The sequence below is a fragment of the Ensifer sp. GW823-FHT05D09 genome (assembly GCF_058795755.1).
The window spans coordinates 259,075-273,569 of record NZ_JBXAIA010000005.1 but is presented as its reverse complement, the minus strand read 5'-3'; the positions used below and the strand labels follow the sequence as shown (position 1 = coordinate 273,569).

The following is a 14,495-nucleotide window of genomic DNA, read 5'->3' as shown; positions in this document are numbered from 1 at the left end:
CTCACAGCGAGACGTTGCGGCCGTCGGTCTTGTCGAAAATGTGCAATCGGTCCAGGTCGGGACGCAGGCGGATCTTCTCCGAGCGCCCCAGCGTCTCGAAATCGGCTGCGCCAACGACACTCACAACCCTGTGACCTTCCAGGTCGGCATGGAGATAGACTTCGTGGCCCATGAACTCCGCGTTGGCGAGTTTCGCCGTGAACGCAGCGGGACCGTCGGCGACGAGCGAAAGGTGTTGCGGGCGCATGCCGACCACGGCCTCTACCGGGCGGGCCGAAAGCCGGCCCTCCAGCTGCGCTCCGAGCGGCAGGCTCTGGCTGCCGATCGAGAAGGACGAACCGTCAAGCTTCGCATCGATGAGGTTCATCTCCGGACTGCCGATGAAACCGGCGACGAACAGGTTCGCCGGACGTTCATAGAGTTCCTTCGGCGTCGCAACCTGCATGATGTGTCCTGCTTGCATGACGCAGATGCGGTCGCCCATCGTCATGGCTTCGGTCTGGTCATGCGTCACGTAGATGACCGTCGACGACAGGCCATCAGCCTTCAGCTTGCGATGCAGGTCGGTGATGCGCACCCGCATCGAAGCGCGCAATTTTGCGTCGAGGTTGGACAGCGGCTCGTCGAACAGAAACACGCCCGGCTTCTTGATCAGTGCGCGCCCGAGTGCCACGCGCTGGGCCTGACCGCCCGAGAGCTGCTTGGGCAGCCGGTCGAGCAATGGCTCGATCTCGAGAATCCTGGCGACCTGTTCAATGGCGGCGTCGATCTCCGCCTTCGGTTTTCCGGCGATCTTCAGCCCGAAGGCGAGGTTGCCCCTCACCTTCATGTGCGGATAGAGCGCGTAGTTCTGGAACACCATGGCGATCGAGCGCTTGCCGGGCGGCAGATCGTTGACGCGTCGATCGCCAATGACGACCTCCCCGCCGGAAATCTCCTCCAGACCCGCCACCATGCGCAGTGTGGTCGACTTGGCGCAGCCGGACGGGCCGACAAAAACCATGAACTCGCCGTCGTCGATATCGAGGTTGATGCCATGGACCGCCTTGAAGGCGTTGCCATAGACCTTTTCGAGATTTTTCAGTTGAACCTTAGCCATGTTCAGCCCTTGATCCCCCCGGAGGAGATCCCTTCGATGAAGTAGCGTTGTGCAGCGAAGAAGACGATCAACGCGGGGGCGATCGTCAGCACCGACATCGCGAGGATGCGGTTCCATTCGAAAGCCTCCGTCGTGTCGATGGAAAGCTTGAGAGCGAGACTGACCGGATACTTGTCCACCGAGGACAAGTAGATCAGCGGCCCGAGGAAGTCGTTCATGGTCCACATGAACTGGAAAAGGCACACCGAGATCAGTGCCGGAGCGAGCATCGGCACAACGATGTAGACCAGCGTCTGGAGACTGTTGGCCCCATCGACCCGTGCTGCCTCCTCCATGTCTGTCGGCAACGAGCGCAGGAACTGCACCAGCATGAAGACGAAGAAGGCGTCGCCGGCGAGTGCCGAGGGCACCCAGAGCGGCAGGAAGCTGTCGAGCCAGCCGAGGTCGCGGAACAGGATATACTGCGGAATGCGGGTGACGACATTGGGCAACAGCAGGATCGCGATCACCGAACCGAACAGGATCTTCTTCAGGGGGAAATCGAACCGCGCGAAAGCATAGGCCGCCAGCGTGCAGGAGATGGCGGTGCCGATCACCTTCGGCAGAATGATCAGGAACGAATTCCAGAAGAAGCGGCCGAACGTGTAGGGCGTCGATGTCTGCCAGCCCTTGATGTAGCCATCGGCAGTCGGGTTCTTCGGCAGAAAGCCCGCTCCTGCGAAGATTTCCGAGTTCGTCTTGAAGCTCGCACCGACCAGCCAGATCAGCGGATAGAGCATCACGAAGCCGACCGCGAAGAGCAGGATGTAGCGGATCGCCGTCGAGATCAGGTTGAGCCTTGCGCGGCGTGCGGCCTGGCGGTCGTTGAAGGTAAGATTGGTCATATCAGATCAGCTCCGCTTGTCGCCGGCGTAGAAAACCCACTTCTTGGAAGACCAGAAGGCAACGAGGGTGAGCACGGTTATGATGATGAAGAGCACCCAGGCGATGGACGAGGCATAGCCCATGTTGAATTTCTTGAAGGCCTCGTCATAGATGTAGAGCGGCAGGAGATAGGTCGACTTCAGGGGGCCGCCCTGCGTGATGATGTAAGGACCGTTGAACTCCTGGAACGCCTGAACCATCTGCATGATCAGATTGAAGAAGATGACCGGCGTCAGCAGCGGCAGGGTGATGAAGAAGAAGGTCCGCACCTTGCCGGCGCCGTCGATGGCCGCCGCCTCGTAGAGCGACTTGTCGATCGACTGCAAGGCCGCGAGGAAGATCACCATGGCCGAACCGAACTGCCAGCAGCGCAGAAGCGTGATGGTGAAAAGCGCGTTGGTCGGATCACCAAACCAGTCGACCGGGGAAAGCCCGAGCGTCGCCAATGCCATGTTGGCAAGGCCTTCCGTGGCGAAGATGTAGCGCCAGAGAACGGCAATCGCGATCGAGCCGCCGAGGATCGAAGGCACGTAGAACGCGGTCCGGAACAGCCCGATGAACATCAGCTTGTAGTTCAGGATCGCCGCGATGAAGAGCGCGAAGGCGAGCTTCAGGGGCACCGTCAGGAAGACGTAAAGCAGCGTGACGTTCAGCGACTTGATGAAGGTTCGGTCGCGTGTGAACAGCCGCTCGTAGTTGGCAAGCCCTGTCCATCGCGGTTCGCTCATCAGGTCATAGTTGGTGAAGCTCAGATAAAGCGAGCCGATGAACGGGATCGCCGTAAAGACCAGAAGTCCGACGATGTAGGGAGTGAGATAGCCCAGCCCCAAAAGACGCTGCATCTTCATGGCCTCCCTCCCGGGCAGCACCTGAGCGCAGTGAATGTAGATGCAATTTTGTACAAATCAGGCTCCCAATTCGGTGCAGGAAACGCGAGAGGCTACGCCTCAACCTATCCCGTGAACCGATCTCCTCCCCAGAAGAAGCGGTTTATGCGGTGACATTCTCGTATTTTCAGATCAGAATGAATTCACAAAGAGAAGGAAAAAGATGGACGAAATCGAAGGTGGCATTCTTTCAGCGATCCCGCCCGCGGCGTTGACGCTCAACCTGACGCGCGCTGCGATCCGCATGGAGCATTCGCAAACCTGGAGGATCGACAAATCCAACCCGGTCGACGATCTCGTCATCTGCCTCGAGGGCCGCGGCCACTATCTGATCGACGGCGAGCCATGCGTCATGGAACCGGGCGATGCGATGCTGATCAGCGGCGGCCAACGCTTCGTCGGCTGGAACGAGGGGCGTGAAACATACATCGGCGTGGCGCAGCATTTCACCCTCGACATCTACGGTCGTCATAACCTGATCGCGCAGATGAACCTGAGACCGAAACTGCAACTGAGCCGTTGGTCGTTTCTCGAGCCGATCGCGCGCCATTATCGCCAGAGCGCGCCGCCCTCGTCCGTCTCGCTCGGCCAGCATCACCTTTTCATGGTTCTGCTCATCGCCTTCATCGAGGATGCCTTTCTCGGCTGGCGCGACCATGCCACCTACCAGCCGGAGGGAGCAGACGCGATCGATCTCGCGGTGATGAAGGCAGCATCGATGATCTCGGCCCATCCGCTCGATCCAGAGATTGCCGCAAAGGCCGTCGACACCTCACCCTACAACGCCGATTATTTCCTGCGCGAGTTCCAGAAGCGGGTGGGCCGCACGCCGCGCAAGTACCAGGAGCTCAAGCGCATGGAGCGCGCCATGCATTTTCTCGAAGGTGGGCTTTCCGTTGCGGCGGCGGCTGCGGAAGTCGGCTATGCCGACCCCTATTACTTCTCGCGCATGTTCAAGCGCACGCTTGGCCTCAGCCCCCGCGGCCATATGAACAAGGTTCACCAGAGCCGACACGGTGGTCTGCTGCAACTGGACGAGCCGGAACAGGAAACCCGCCTTGCCACGACCCGCGCAATGGAGAAGCACCGGCCGTAGACTGTTCTACGACCGGATCGACTTTACATTCTGAAGACAACAAGCGTGGCTGCGAGAATAGCAAACTGTGCCAGGGGTGTGTGGTGGGCATTCTCCGGACGCCGAAAGCGATGAACGCGGCCCTCGTCAGGTTCCCGGCATCTTGAATTCGACGAGCGCACTGCGATTGACCTCGATCCCGAGGCCTGGCCCGTCTGGAATGGCAACCACCCCGTTAACGGCTTCGAGCGGCGTCTTCAACACTGCCTGACGGAACGGGTTTTCCGTGCGGTCGAATTCCATGATCGGCTCAACCGGATTGACGCGGACCGGATCAGGCACCATCGCCGCCATGAATTGCAGCGCGGCCGCGATCTGCACGCCCGTTCCCCAGACATGCGGTACGATGCGAATGCCATAAAGCGTCGCTAGGCTCGCGATCTTCTGGGCTTCGGAAAAGCCGCCGCAGCCGCACAGGTCGGGCTGGAGAATATCGACCGCGCGGCTCTCGAGCGCGGACCACATGCCGAAGCGCGTATGCCAGGTCTCGCCGCCGGCAATCGGGATCGGCTGGGATGTGCGGACATCCCGATAGGCCGAGAGTTGCTCGGGCACGACCGGTTCCTCGAACCAGTCGATGCCATATTCCGCTGCCGCCTTGCCCAGCCGAACGGCTTCGGTGACCGTGTAGCCATGGTTGGCGTCGATCATCAGCCGCATGTCGGCGCCGATCGCCTCGCGCACTGCGCGGATGACCTCCAGATCCTCGTCAACGCCGAAACCGATCTTGATCTTGCAGGCATGGAACCCCTGCGAGCGTCGCTCCGCCATTTCACTGGCATTATCGGATACCCGGTCGACGCCGTCGCGCTTGAAGCTGCCCGTCGCATAGGCGCACACGCTTTCGCGCCAGCGCCCGCCGAGCAGCATGGAGATCGAGGCGCCGTAGTGCTTGCCCTTGATATCCCATAACGCGATATCGACGCCCGACAGCGCAGTGATCGTCAGACCGCGCTGTCCCTGATCGCGCAGTGCATTGTAGAGCACCGCCCAGATCTTCTCGGTCTGGCGCGGATCCTGACCGATCAGCCAGTTGGAATAGGCTGCGACCACCGCCGCATTGGGCCGGGCCGGGCCGAGACATTCGCCCCAGCCCGTCGTTCCGTCATCGCATTCGATCTCCACCAGTACATGGGCGCGCCGGTCAAAGCGCATCGAGGCGCTTTCGAACGGCGTGCCGAGCCGATGTTCCAGGAGATGGGTGCGAACGGCGGTGATCTTCATCGAGTTCCTCCTGCTATCGCCGTGTCAGGCCTGGCGCTTGTGCGAACCGATGAGGTTGTCGAGCATCGTGAGCTCCTCATCCGTCAGATCCACGAGCGGCGCGCGCACCGGGCCGGCGTCGAAGCCCTGCAGCCGTACACCCGCCTTGATTGCCGAGACGGCGTAGCCCTTGACCCGATTGCGGATCGCCATGAACGGATAGAAGAAATCCGTCAGGATGCGGGCGCAGGTGGAGCGATCGCCGGCGCGAAGTGCAACGTAGAACTCGTTGGCAAGACCCGGCACGAAGTTGAACACCGCTGACGAATAGGTGGTGACCCCGGCACCGAGATAGGCCTCGGCGAAGATCTCGGCCGTCGGCATGCCGCCCAGATACATCAGGCGATCGCCCATCTTGGCGGTGACCTGACGCAGAAGGCCAATGTCTCCCGTGCCGTCCTTGAAGCCGATCAGGTTCGGGCATTCGTCGCAGAGCCGGGCAAGCGTATCGGCCTGCAGCACCGAATTGTCACGGTTGTAGACCATGACGCCGATACCGACCGACTGGCAGACCTTCTTGATGTGCGCATAGAGACCTTCCTGAGGCGCATCGATCAGGTAGTGCGGCAAAAGCAGGATACCGTCAGCGCCGACCTTTTCGACCGAACGGGCGATATCCACGGCGATATCGGTTCCGTAGCCGCAACCCGACACGATAGCGGTGTCGCCTGCCGCTTCCTTGGCCGCTGCGACCACCCCAGGAATCTCGTCCGGCTTCAGCGAGAAGAATTCCCCGGTACCGCCGGCTGCGAAAAGCACCGGAGCGTCATAGCCGGCAAGCCATTCGACATGCGCCTTGTAGCTTTCCGGCGCGAAACGCCCTTGCGCGTCGAAATGCGTGACCGGGAAGGAGAGAAGGCCGGAGCCGAGGGCAGCTTTGATGTGTTCAGGGTTCATTTGTGTTTTCCTCTGTGCGTGTTTCAGATGTAAACCTAGCTATACATACGACATCTGTCAACAAGTTATCATACAAGTTATATGACAACCTCTTCGCCTGGAGGATCACCGCGCCAACCAGCCACCGTCCACGTTGAGAATGGCGCCGTGCACGTAGTCTGCCGCCGCCGAAGACAGAAAGACTGCCGCACCCGCGATGTCTTCCGGTCGGCCCCAACGATCGGCCGGAATGCGATCGAGGATCGCCCTGTTGCGGTCCGCGTCGGCGCGAAGCGCCTCGGTATTGTTGGTTTCGATGTAGCCGGGCGCAACGGCATTGACATTGATGCCCTTGGCAGCCCATTCGTTTGCAAGCAGCTTGGTGAGTCCGGCAACGCCGTGTTTTGAAGCGGTATAGGAAGGCACGCGAATCCCGCCCTGGAACGAAAGCAGCGACGCGATGTTGACCACCTTTCCGCGTCGCCCTTTGGCCAGCAATTCCTTTGCGAAGGCCTGCGTGGTGAAGAAGAGCGCCTTCAGGTTTACATCGATCACCGCATCCCAGTCGTCTTCGGTAAAATCGACCGCGTCAGCGCGACGAATGATGCCGGCGTTGTTGACCAGGATGTCGATGCCCTGATCCTGAAATATGTCTCGCGCGGCCATGGGATCGGCAAAATCGAGGGAAAGGCCACTCGCCTTGCCGCCGGCAGCGGCGATCAGACCCAGTGTCTCTTCGGGCGCACGACGGGCAGCGCAGATGACCTCCGCCCCTGCAGCGGCAAGCCCAACCGCAATCGCTTGGCCAAGGCCGGTGTTGGAGCCAGTGACCAGAGCTTTACGTCCTTGAAGCGAAAAGGAATTTATCATTTTAGATCCTTCGGCTGAATGAAGTCCATGTCGGTGTAGTCGACATTGTCCCCGGCCATGGCCCAGATAAAGGTGTAGGAGCCGATACCGGCGCCGGAATGGATGGACCAGGGCGGAGAGAGAGCACCCTCCTCATTCGCAATGAACAGGTGACGGGTCTCCTGGGGCTCGCCCATCAAATGCAGAACCCGGGACTTTTCATCCATGCCGAAGTAGAGATAGGCTTCCATGCGACGGTCATGGATATGCGAGGGGATGGTGTTCCAGACGGAGCCGTCCTCCAGGGTCGTGTAGCCAAGAACCAACTGGCAGCTCTCCATCACGAGCGGGTGGATGAACTGATTGATGGTGCGCTTGTTCGAGGTTTCCGACGCGCCCATTTTCACTTCCTTGCTTTCGGAAGCAGTGACGAGACGCGCCGGCAAGCTACGGTGCGCGGGGCAGGACGTGATGTAGAAGCGACCTTCGCCCGCAAAGGTCACTGCCCCCGTGCCGGCACCGAGATAGAGCACATCGCCGCGGTTCAACGTGTAGACCTGCCCGCCCGCGGTCACCGTTCCGGCATCGCCGATATTGACGATGCCCATTTCACGGCGATCGAGGAAGGACGGGGTCTTCGTCTCCTCCACCTTGTCGAGCGTCAGCGGCTTGCCGCCAGGCACGGCGCCCCCGATCACGAAACGGTCATAGTGGGTGTAGATCAGCCGGATCTCTCCGGCTTTGAACATCTCCTGCGCCAAGAAATGCTTGCGAAGCCCCGACGTATCGAGCGTTTTGGCGTATTCCGGATTGACGGCCTGCCTTGTTTCCACGGTCAGCATTAATTTCCTCCATCACGTTGTAGACTACATATCATATATGTTACCGTTATTGTATGATATGTTTATCGAGGTCAAGATGCCAGCCGGAGGGATGCGAAAATGACAGTGGTCCGGGGCCGGCGTTTCGCCAGGGTCAACCGCTCTTCGCCACGGCCAGCTCGAAGCACGCAGCAGCGTCGTTCCTGCCGAAGGCGTCGTCTGACATCGGCGTATGCCGGCACTGGGCAGTGCCGCGATTTGTAAAAGGAAAACGGAATTGAGACGCCTTCTGATCACCGGCGCCGCAGGCCAGCTCGGCCAGGTCATGCGCAAACGCCTTGCGCCACTCGCAAAGACCGTTCGCCTCGCAGATCTCGCACCTCTCGATCGTCCTGAGGAGAATGAGGAGTGCATGACCTGCGATCTTTCCGATGCCGCCGCAGTGCATGAGATGGTCTCGGGTTGCGACGGCATCGTCCATCTCGGCGGCATTTCTGTCGAACGGCCGTTCGATCAGATCATTGGCGGCAATATTGTCGGTCTCTACAATCTCTATGAGGCCGCCCGCGCACACGGCCGACCGCGGATCGTCTTTGCCAGCTCCAACCACACCGTCGGCTACTATTCACAGACCGAGCGCCTCGGGCCGGACGCACCCTTTCGCGCCGATGGGCTCTATGGGGTTTCGAAATGTTTCGGCGAGGCGCTGGCCCGCATGTATTTCGACAAGTTCGGGCAAGAGACTGCACTTGTGCGTATCGGCTCCTGCACGCCGGAACCCACCGACTACCGCATGCTGTCGACCTGGTTTTCCCACGACGATTTCACCTCGATGATCGAGGCCATCTTCCGCGTGCCGGTACTCGGTTGCCCGGTCATCTGGGGCAGTTCGGCCAACGATGCCGGCTGGTGGGACAATTCGCATGTCGGCTGGCTGGGCTGGAAGCCAAAGGACAATGCCGAGATCCATCGGGCGAACATTGCCACACACACGCAGAAGCCCGACCCGAGCGACCCGATGGCCCGCTTCCAGGGCGGCGGCTTCGTCAACAATCCGATCTTCAAGGAGTAGAGAAATGACATATGTGCCGCATGGCAAGCATCTGGTTGCGGGCGAATGGCTTGCAACGCAGCCTACGTTCCGCAGCGAGCCTTCCCACAGCGACGCCTTCGAATTCTCCGTCGGAACGGTCGAGTTGGTGAACAGGGCGGCGGACGCCGCCGAAGAGGCTTTCTCGTCCTATGGTTACTCCTCCCGAGAGACGCGCGCCGCGTTCCTCGACACGATCGCCGACGAGATCGAAGCCCGGGGTGCCGAAATTACCGAAATCGGCACCTCCGAGACCGGCCTGCCTGCCGCACGGCTGAACGGCGAACGCGGTCGCACGACAGGGCAATTGCGCTTGTTTGCGTCCCACATCCGCAAAGGCGAGTATCTCGACCTGCGCCGTGACGAGGCTTTGCCGAACCGCGCCCCCCTGCCCCGCCCCGATATCCGCCTCATGCAGCGGCCGATCGGCCCCGTCGCCGTCTTCGGCGCGTCCAATTTTCCGCTCGCCTTCTCGACCATGGGCGGCGACACTGCCTCGGCGCTCGCCGCCGGCTGCCCAGTCGTCGTCAAGGGGCACTCGGCCCATCCCGGCACAAGCGAGATCGTGGCAGAGGCCGCCGATGCCGCCATCCGGAAAAGCGGGCTGCACCCGGGCGTATTCTCGCTGATCCAGGGGGGCCGCCGAGATGTCGGCACTTCGCTCGTCACGCACCCGCTCATCAAAGCGGTCGGCTTTACCGGTTCTCTGGCGGGCGGCCGTGCGCTCTTCGATCTTTGCGTCTCCCGCCCCGAACCCATTCCCTTCTTCGGCGAACTCGGTTCGGTGAACCCGATGTTCATCCTGCCGGAAGCCGCGAAGGCCCGAGGCGCCGAGATCGCACGGGGTTGGGCAGGTTCGCTGACGATGGGTGCCGGCCAGTTCTGCACCAATCCAGGCATCGCAGTGATCCTTGCCGACCACGCCGACGCATTCGCAGAAGCGGCCCGCGCCGCACTTGGCGAAGTCGGTCCGCAGGTCATGCTGACTGAAGGCATGGCCAAGGCCTATCGCGAGGGAAGCGTGCGCATCGCCGCAGGTGCCGGCGTGCGCGCGCTGCTTGCCACCGCCTGCGATCTTCGCAACGCCACGCCCTACCTTTTCAGGGTTTGCGCCACGGAGTGGCTCGCAAACCAGGTGCTTGCCGAAGAAGTGTTCGGTCCGCTCGGTCTTATCGTGACCGTCGAGACGATCGAAGAGATGCTGGCGGTCGCAAAAAGCTTTGTCGGTCAACTCACTGCCACGCTGCATCTCGATGAAGCCGATACGTCACTGGGGCGCAGTCTGCTTCCAATCCTTGAACGCAAGGCGGGTCGCGTGCTGGCCAATGGCTACCCGACCGGGGTCGAAGTCTGCGACGCCATGGTGCACGGCGGCCCTTACCCCGCATCCACCAACTTCGGTGCCACATCCGTCGGAACCCTCTCTATCCGAAGGTTCCTGAGGCCGGTCTCCTACCAGAACATTCCGGAGGCACTGCAGTTCGAGGATCTCAAATCGAGCTAGCAACGGATTGCGCCATTGCCCGGCAATGGCGTATCCACAACCAACTGCGGATTACCGCCTCTCGCATCGAATGGCCAAGTGTATGACGAAAGCGACAGCCCAAGATACTGCTCCCCCGCAAGCCACGACGCTGGTGGTCAAGGTTGCAGATGCGCTTCGCGGGCGCATTTCCAAGGGGCATCACAGACCGGGCGACCGGCTTCCCTCCGAAGCCCAACTGACGCAGGAATTCGGCGTGAGCCGCACGGTCGTGCGCGAGGCGATCGCAGCACTTCGTTCCGATGGCCTGGTAGAACCGCGCCAGGGCGCTGGCGTCTTCGTTCTCGATCCAACCCTTTCCGAACGTCGTCCGTTCCAGAATGTCGACCTCGCGCGCGTTTCGTCGCTGATCGAGATGCTCGAACTTCGCACGGCCGTGGAAGGCGATGCCGCAGGGCTTGCCGCGCTGCGGCGTTCCCCGGGACAGGAAGAAAAGATCGTAGAGGCCCTCGACGCCTTCCGCACGAGTTCGGCCGAGGGCCGACCGAGCGCCGAGGCCGATTTCGCCTTTCACCTCGCAATCGCCCAGGCGACCAACAATCCCCGCTTCGGCGAATTCCTGCAGATGCTCGGCCCGACGCTTATCCCCCGACGGGCAGTGACCGAGAGCGGTGAGGAGACGGCTCTGCCTCCGGCCGACATCGAGCGGCTCGTGGAGGAGCACGAAGCGATCCTCATCGCCATTCAGAATGGCGATGAGACGGCGGCTCGCGCCGCCATGCGCGCTCACCTGAAAAACAGCCAGATGCGCTACCGCTCCATGCTGCGAACGCCTCGCTGAGCATCGCCGAAAACAGCCTGCACTTGCATTCGGACAGATAACCGATAACATGCCAGACAGGTTCAATGCAGGTGAAGCAGACATGGAAGCCGAGAACAATTACGCCAGAGGCACGTCTCTGGCTGCAAAGATCAGCACCGACCTGCGTCGCGAGCTGACCGATGGCGTCTTCAAGCCCGGTGACCGACTTCCGAGCGAAAGCGCGCTGACCCGCGAGTACTCCGTCAGCCGCACCGTGGTGCGTGAGGCGATCGCCATCCTTCGCGCCGACGGCCTGGTGGAGGCACGCAAGGGTGCGGGCATCTTCGCGCTCCAGACCTCAGAGGGAAAGAAACAGCCGTTCAAGGATCTGACCACCGAACGGATTTCTTCGGTGATCGAGCTTCTGGAACTCAGGACGGTCTTCGAGGTGGAATCGGCGGGACTTGCGGCGTCACGCCGTTCCGCCGCGCAGATTGAAGCGATCCTCGAGGCCCATCATCACGTTGGCGAATGCCTGGCGACAGGAAGCCCTACCAGAGACGCGGATTTCGAGCTGCATCTCGCCATCGCCGAGGCCACGCAAAATCGCCGCTTCCCGGAATTTCTCCAGCTGATCCGATCCGGCATCATCCCGCGCGGCGAACTGCAGGGCTCCGCCCCCGGCTCGCGCCCGAAAGACTACAACCTCCATCTTCAGGAAGAACACGGCCTGATCGTCGATGCCATCATCGAAGGCAACGCCGAGACAGCGCGCGAGCGCATGCGCGCCCATCTTCGCGGCAGTCTCGATCGCTACAAGGTCCTGCTGCGCTCACGCACCTTGTCGCCGGAAGATATAAATCTGTCTTAGCTTGTCATACAGATATAAGTACATGTATGTTGATGGTGTCATACACCATCAACGAGGTCTCCATGTCCCTTCCCGTCTTTCCCGCCACCCCGACCGACACCGGCATCACCCGGCAGGTGTTGTCTCATTCACCAGAAATCATGGTCGTGTCCTTCCGCTTCGAAAGCGGCGCCGAAGGCCGGCTGCATAGCCATGCGCACGTGCAATCGACCTATGTCGCACGCGGCCGCTTCCGCTTTTTTCGCGATGGCGTTGCCTATGAGCTCAATCCCGGCGACAGCCTCGTCATCCCGGGAAACACCGAGCACGGCTGCCAATGCCTGGAGGCGGGAGAGCTTATCGACTGCTTCACGCCCCGTCGCGACGACTTCCTCTGATCGATTGGCTTGACAGCATCGACAACCTGTGACAGGTTTCATTAAGTTGTCATACAGGATAGGAGCCTGTACCGCCGCACCGTCTGGCGAATGACAAACGGAGGAATCATGTCACACCGTCGCATACGCTTCTATGGCGCGGCCGGGCAGATCGGGACCATTGCGGTCACGCTGCTCGGCCTGCTTCTCCTGACCTTCTTCATCGGCCGGTTGATGCCGGCCGACCCCGTGCGCGCCATCGTCGGCGAAGATGCGACCCGCGAGACCTACGAGCAGGTGTACCGTTCGCTCGGCCTTGATCGTCCGCTCTGGGAACAGTTCTTCTATTATCTCGGCGATGTCTTCACCGGTAATTTCGGCACGTCCATCCGCACCGGCCAACCCGTCATCCAGGATATCCTGCATGTCATGCCGGCGACGATCGAGCTCGCGACCTTCGCCATTCTCATCGGCGCCGGCCTCGGCGTACCGCTTGGCGTCTTCGCCGCCGTCAACAAGGACCGCTGGCCGGACCATCTCGTGCGCGTTTTCAGCCTCTTCGGCCACTCGATGCCGATTTTCTGGACGGGCATGATCGCCCTCATCGTCTTCTACGCCCATTTCGGGCTGGTCGGCGGCAGCGGGCGAATGGACCAGTTCTATATCGGCCTCGTCGACGAGCGCACCGGCTTCCTCCTCATCGACAGCCTGATTGCCGGCGAAATGGATGTGTTCTGGTCGGCCGTGAACCACATCATCCTGCCTGCGACCTTGCTCGGCTACTCCTCCTCTGCCTACATCACCCGCATGACCCGCAGCTTCATGCTCGACCAGCTCGGCCAAGAGTATGTGACGACGGCCAGAGTGAAGGGGCTTTCGCGCAACCAGACGATCTGGCAGCACGCCTTCATCAACATCCGGGTCCAGCTCGTCACGATCATCGCGCTTGCCTACGGCTCATTGCTCGAAGGCGCGGTGCTGATCGAAACCGTCTTCGCCTGGCCGGGTTTTGGCCAATATCTCACCAACAACCTCATCACTGGCGACATGAACGCCGTCATGACCTGCGTGCTGATCGTGGGCGTCATCTTCATCGGGCTCAATCTTCTCTCCGATGTTCTCTACCGCATCTTCGACCCGAGGACACGCTGATGTCGACCCGCACCGAAACCGCTCGCCGCCTGCCGGCACCGCTGCTTGCACTGAAGAACATCGTGCTGTTCCTGTTGAAGAGCCCGACATCAGCCTTCGGCCTTGCCGTGCTGACGCTGCTCATCCTCGTCGCCGCCTTCGCGCCGCTGATCGCCACGCACGACCCCTACGCGCAGGATCTTGCCCTGACGCTGCAGGCGCCGGGGAACGGGCATCTCTTCGGCACCGACGAGCTTGGCCGCGATATCTTCAGCCGCCTCGTCTGGGGAGCCCGCATCACGCTGACGATCATCTTCCTCGTGTCGATTGTCGTCGGCCCAATCGGCCTCATCATCGGCACCACCGCCGGCTATCTCGGCGGCAAGGTTGATACGGTGATGATGCGTATCACCGATATATTCCTGTCGTTTCCGAGCCTCATCCTCTCGCTCGCCTTCGTCGCAGCATTGGGCCCAAGCCTCAACAACGCCATCATCGCCATTGCGCTCACCTCCTGGCCGCCGATCGCCCGGCTGGCCCGCGCCGAAGCCATGACCTTCCGCAAGGCGGACTATATCTCCGCCGCCAGATTGCAGGGCGCGTCCCCGGCGCGCATCATCGTCAAGTCGATCATGCCCATGTGCCTGCCGTCGGTCCTCATCCGCCTGACGCTCAACATGGCGACCGTCATCCTCACGGCCGCCGGCCTCGGCTTCCTGGGCCTCGGCGCTCAGCCGCCGCTGCCCGAATGGGGCGCCATGATCGCGACCGGCCGCCGCTACATGCTGGACAGCTGGTGGCTCGTCACCTTCCCGGGCATCTCGATCCTGACCGTCAGCCTTGCATTCAACCTGCTCGGCGACGGATTGCGCGATGCGCTCGATCCCAAGCAGATGAACCGGAGGTGA

15 protein-coding genes are annotated in these 14,495 nt (G+C 61.3%); 8 read left to right on the top strand and 7 right to left on the bottom strand.

The window, feature by feature from the left end:
- Position 1 precedes the first annotated feature (1 nt).
- Genes AC1Q80_RS17185 through AC1Q80_RS17175 form a run of 3 tightly spaced genes read right to left on the bottom strand, consistent with a single transcriptional unit; the run spans position 2 to position 2,871 of the window.
- Complete coding sequence (locus AC1Q80_RS17185) at positions 2-1,099, bottom strand: ABC transporter ATP-binding protein (protein ID WP_492361237.1); 1,098 nt, start codon at positions 1,097-1,099, stop codon at positions 2-4.
- A 2-nt stretch (positions 1,100-1,101) separates the two neighbouring features.
- Complete coding sequence (locus tag AC1Q80_RS17180) at positions 1,102-1,983, bottom strand: carbohydrate ABC transporter permease (protein WP_492361236.1); 882 nt, start codon at positions 1,981-1,983, stop codon at positions 1,102-1,104.
- Positions 1,984-1,989: 6 nt separating this feature from the next.
- Complete coding sequence (locus AC1Q80_RS17175; RefSeq protein ID WP_492361235.1) at positions 1,990-2,871, bottom strand: carbohydrate ABC transporter permease; 882 nt, start codon at positions 2,869-2,871, stop codon at positions 1,990-1,992.
- A gap of 202 nt (positions 2,872-3,073) precedes the next feature.
- Between AC1Q80_RS17175 and AC1Q80_RS17170 the strand changes: the two genes are divergently transcribed.
- Complete coding sequence (locus tag AC1Q80_RS17170) at positions 3,074-4,006, top strand: helix-turn-helix transcriptional regulator (protein WP_492361234.1); 933 nt, start codon at positions 3,074-3,076, stop codon at positions 4,004-4,006.
- 126 nt (positions 4,007-4,132) lie between these two features.
- Here the strand turns inward: AC1Q80_RS17170 and AC1Q80_RS17165 are convergent, their stop codons facing one another.
- From AC1Q80_RS17165 to kduI, 4 genes are all read right to left on the bottom strand, one after another.
- Positions 4,133-5,269: a mandelate racemase/muconate lactonizing enzyme family protein gene (locus tag AC1Q80_RS17165; protein WP_492361233.1), complete on the bottom strand. Its 1,137-nt coding sequence runs from the start codon at positions 5,267-5,269 to the stop codon at positions 4,133-4,135.
- Positions 5,270-5,293: 24 nt separating this feature from the next.
- On the bottom strand, positions 5,294-6,205 hold the full coding sequence (kdgD, locus tag AC1Q80_RS17160) for a 5-dehydro-4-deoxyglucarate dehydratase (protein ID WP_492361232.1): 912 nt from the start codon (positions 6,203-6,205) through the stop codon (positions 5,294-5,296).
- A 105-nt stretch (positions 6,206-6,310) separates the two neighbouring features.
- On the bottom strand, positions 6,311-7,054 hold the full coding sequence (gene kduD, locus AC1Q80_RS17155) for a 2-dehydro-3-deoxy-D-gluconate 5-dehydrogenase KduD (protein WP_492361231.1): 744 nt from the start codon (positions 7,052-7,054) through the stop codon (positions 6,311-6,313).
- Positions 7,051-7,875 (bottom strand): 5-dehydro-4-deoxy-D-glucuronate isomerase, encoded by an 825-nt coding sequence (kduI, locus tag AC1Q80_RS17150; RefSeq protein WP_492361230.1) that lies wholly within the window; start codon positions 7,873-7,875, stop codon positions 7,051-7,053. Before kduI ends, kduD begins: the two co-directional genes overlap by 4 nt.
- 256 nt (positions 7,876-8,131) lie before the next feature.
- Between kduI and AC1Q80_RS17145 the strand changes: the two genes are divergently transcribed.
- From AC1Q80_RS17145 to AC1Q80_RS17115, 7 genes are all read left to right on the top strand, one after another.
- Positions 8,132-8,926, top strand: a complete 795-nt coding sequence (locus AC1Q80_RS17145) for an NAD-dependent epimerase/dehydratase family protein (protein WP_492361229.1) — start codon at positions 8,132-8,134, stop codon at positions 8,924-8,926.
- A gap of 4 nt (positions 8,927-8,930) precedes the next feature.
- Positions 8,931-10,448, top strand: a complete 1,518-nt coding sequence (locus AC1Q80_RS17140; RefSeq protein WP_492361228.1) for an aldehyde dehydrogenase (NADP(+)) — start codon at positions 8,931-8,933, stop codon at positions 10,446-10,448.
- A gap of 82 nt (positions 10,449-10,530) precedes the next feature.
- Positions 10,531-11,268 carry a FadR/GntR family transcriptional regulator gene (locus AC1Q80_RS17135; RefSeq protein ID WP_173421655.1) on the top strand — a complete coding sequence of 246 codons (738 nt, stop codon included), beginning with the start codon at positions 10,531-10,533 and terminating at the stop codon, positions 11,266-11,268.
- An 82-nt stretch (positions 11,269-11,350) separates the two neighbouring features.
- On the top strand, positions 11,351-12,100 hold the full coding sequence (locus AC1Q80_RS17130) for a FadR/GntR family transcriptional regulator (RefSeq protein WP_173421654.1): 750 nt from the start codon (positions 11,351-11,353) through the stop codon (positions 12,098-12,100).
- Between the two features lie 62 nt (positions 12,101-12,162).
- A complete protein-coding gene (locus AC1Q80_RS17125; protein WP_173421653.1) occupies positions 12,163-12,477 on the top strand; it encodes a cupin domain-containing protein in 315 nt (104 codons plus the stop codon).
- A gap of 108 nt (positions 12,478-12,585) precedes the next feature.
- Positions 12,586-13,608 carry an ABC transporter permease gene (locus AC1Q80_RS17120; RefSeq protein ID WP_492361227.1) on the top strand — a complete coding sequence of 341 codons (1,023 nt, stop codon included), beginning with the start codon at positions 12,586-12,588 and terminating at the stop codon, positions 13,606-13,608.
- Entirely contained in the window at positions 13,608-14,495 is an 888-nt protein-coding gene (locus tag AC1Q80_RS17115; protein WP_209792061.1) for an ABC transporter permease, read from the top strand. Before AC1Q80_RS17120 ends, AC1Q80_RS17115 begins: the two co-directional genes overlap by 1 nt.

Bases quoted from the DNA above. Each gene is read 5' to 3' on its own strand.
- AC1Q80_RS17140 (WP_492361228.1), top strand. From the start codon at position 8,931: ATGACATATGTGCCGCATGGCAAGCATCTGGTTGCGGGCGAATGGCTT.
- AC1Q80_RS17130 (WP_173421654.1), top strand. From the start codon at position 11,351: ATGGAAGCCGAGAACAATTACGCCAGAGGCACGTCTCTGGCTGCAAAG.
- kduI (WP_492361230.1), bottom strand. From the start codon at position 7,875: ATGCTGACCGTGGAAACAAGGCAGGCCGTCAATCCGGAATACGCCAAA.
- AC1Q80_RS17120 (WP_492361227.1), top strand. From the start codon at position 12,586: ATGTCACACCGTCGCATACGCTTCTATGGCGCGGCCGGGCAGATCGGG.
- AC1Q80_RS17165 (WP_492361233.1), bottom strand. From the start codon at position 5,269: ATGAAGATCACCGCCGTTCGCACCCATCTCCTGGAACATCGGCTCGGC.
- AC1Q80_RS17180 (WP_492361236.1), bottom strand. From the start codon at position 1,983: ATGACCAATCTTACCTTCAACGACCGCCAGGCCGCACGCCGCGCAAGG.
- kdgD (WP_492361232.1), bottom strand. From the start codon at position 6,205: ATGAACCCTGAACACATCAAAGCTGCCCTCGGCTCCGGCCTTCTCTCC.
- AC1Q80_RS17125 (WP_173421653.1), top strand. From the start codon at position 12,163: ATGTCCCTTCCCGTCTTTCCCGCCACCCCGACCGACACCGGCATCACC.
- AC1Q80_RS17185 (WP_492361237.1), bottom strand. From the start codon at position 1,099: ATGGCTAAGGTTCAACTGAAAAATCTCGAAAAGGTCTATGGCAACGCC.
- AC1Q80_RS17175 (WP_492361235.1), bottom strand. From the start codon at position 2,871: ATGAAGATGCAGCGTCTTTTGGGGCTGGGCTATCTCACTCCCTACATC.
- kduD (WP_492361231.1), bottom strand. From the start codon at position 7,054: ATGATAAATTCCTTTTCGCTTCAAGGACGTAAAGCTCTGGTCACTGGC.
- AC1Q80_RS17115 (WP_209792061.1), top strand. From the start codon at position 13,608: ATGTCGACCCGCACCGAAACCGCTCGCCGCCTGCCGGCACCGCTGCTT.
- AC1Q80_RS17135 (WP_173421655.1), top strand. From the start codon at position 10,531: ATGACGAAAGCGACAGCCCAAGATACTGCTCCCCCGCAAGCCACGACG.
- AC1Q80_RS17170 (WP_492361234.1), top strand. From the start codon at position 3,074: ATGGACGAAATCGAAGGTGGCATTCTTTCAGCGATCCCGCCCGCGGCG.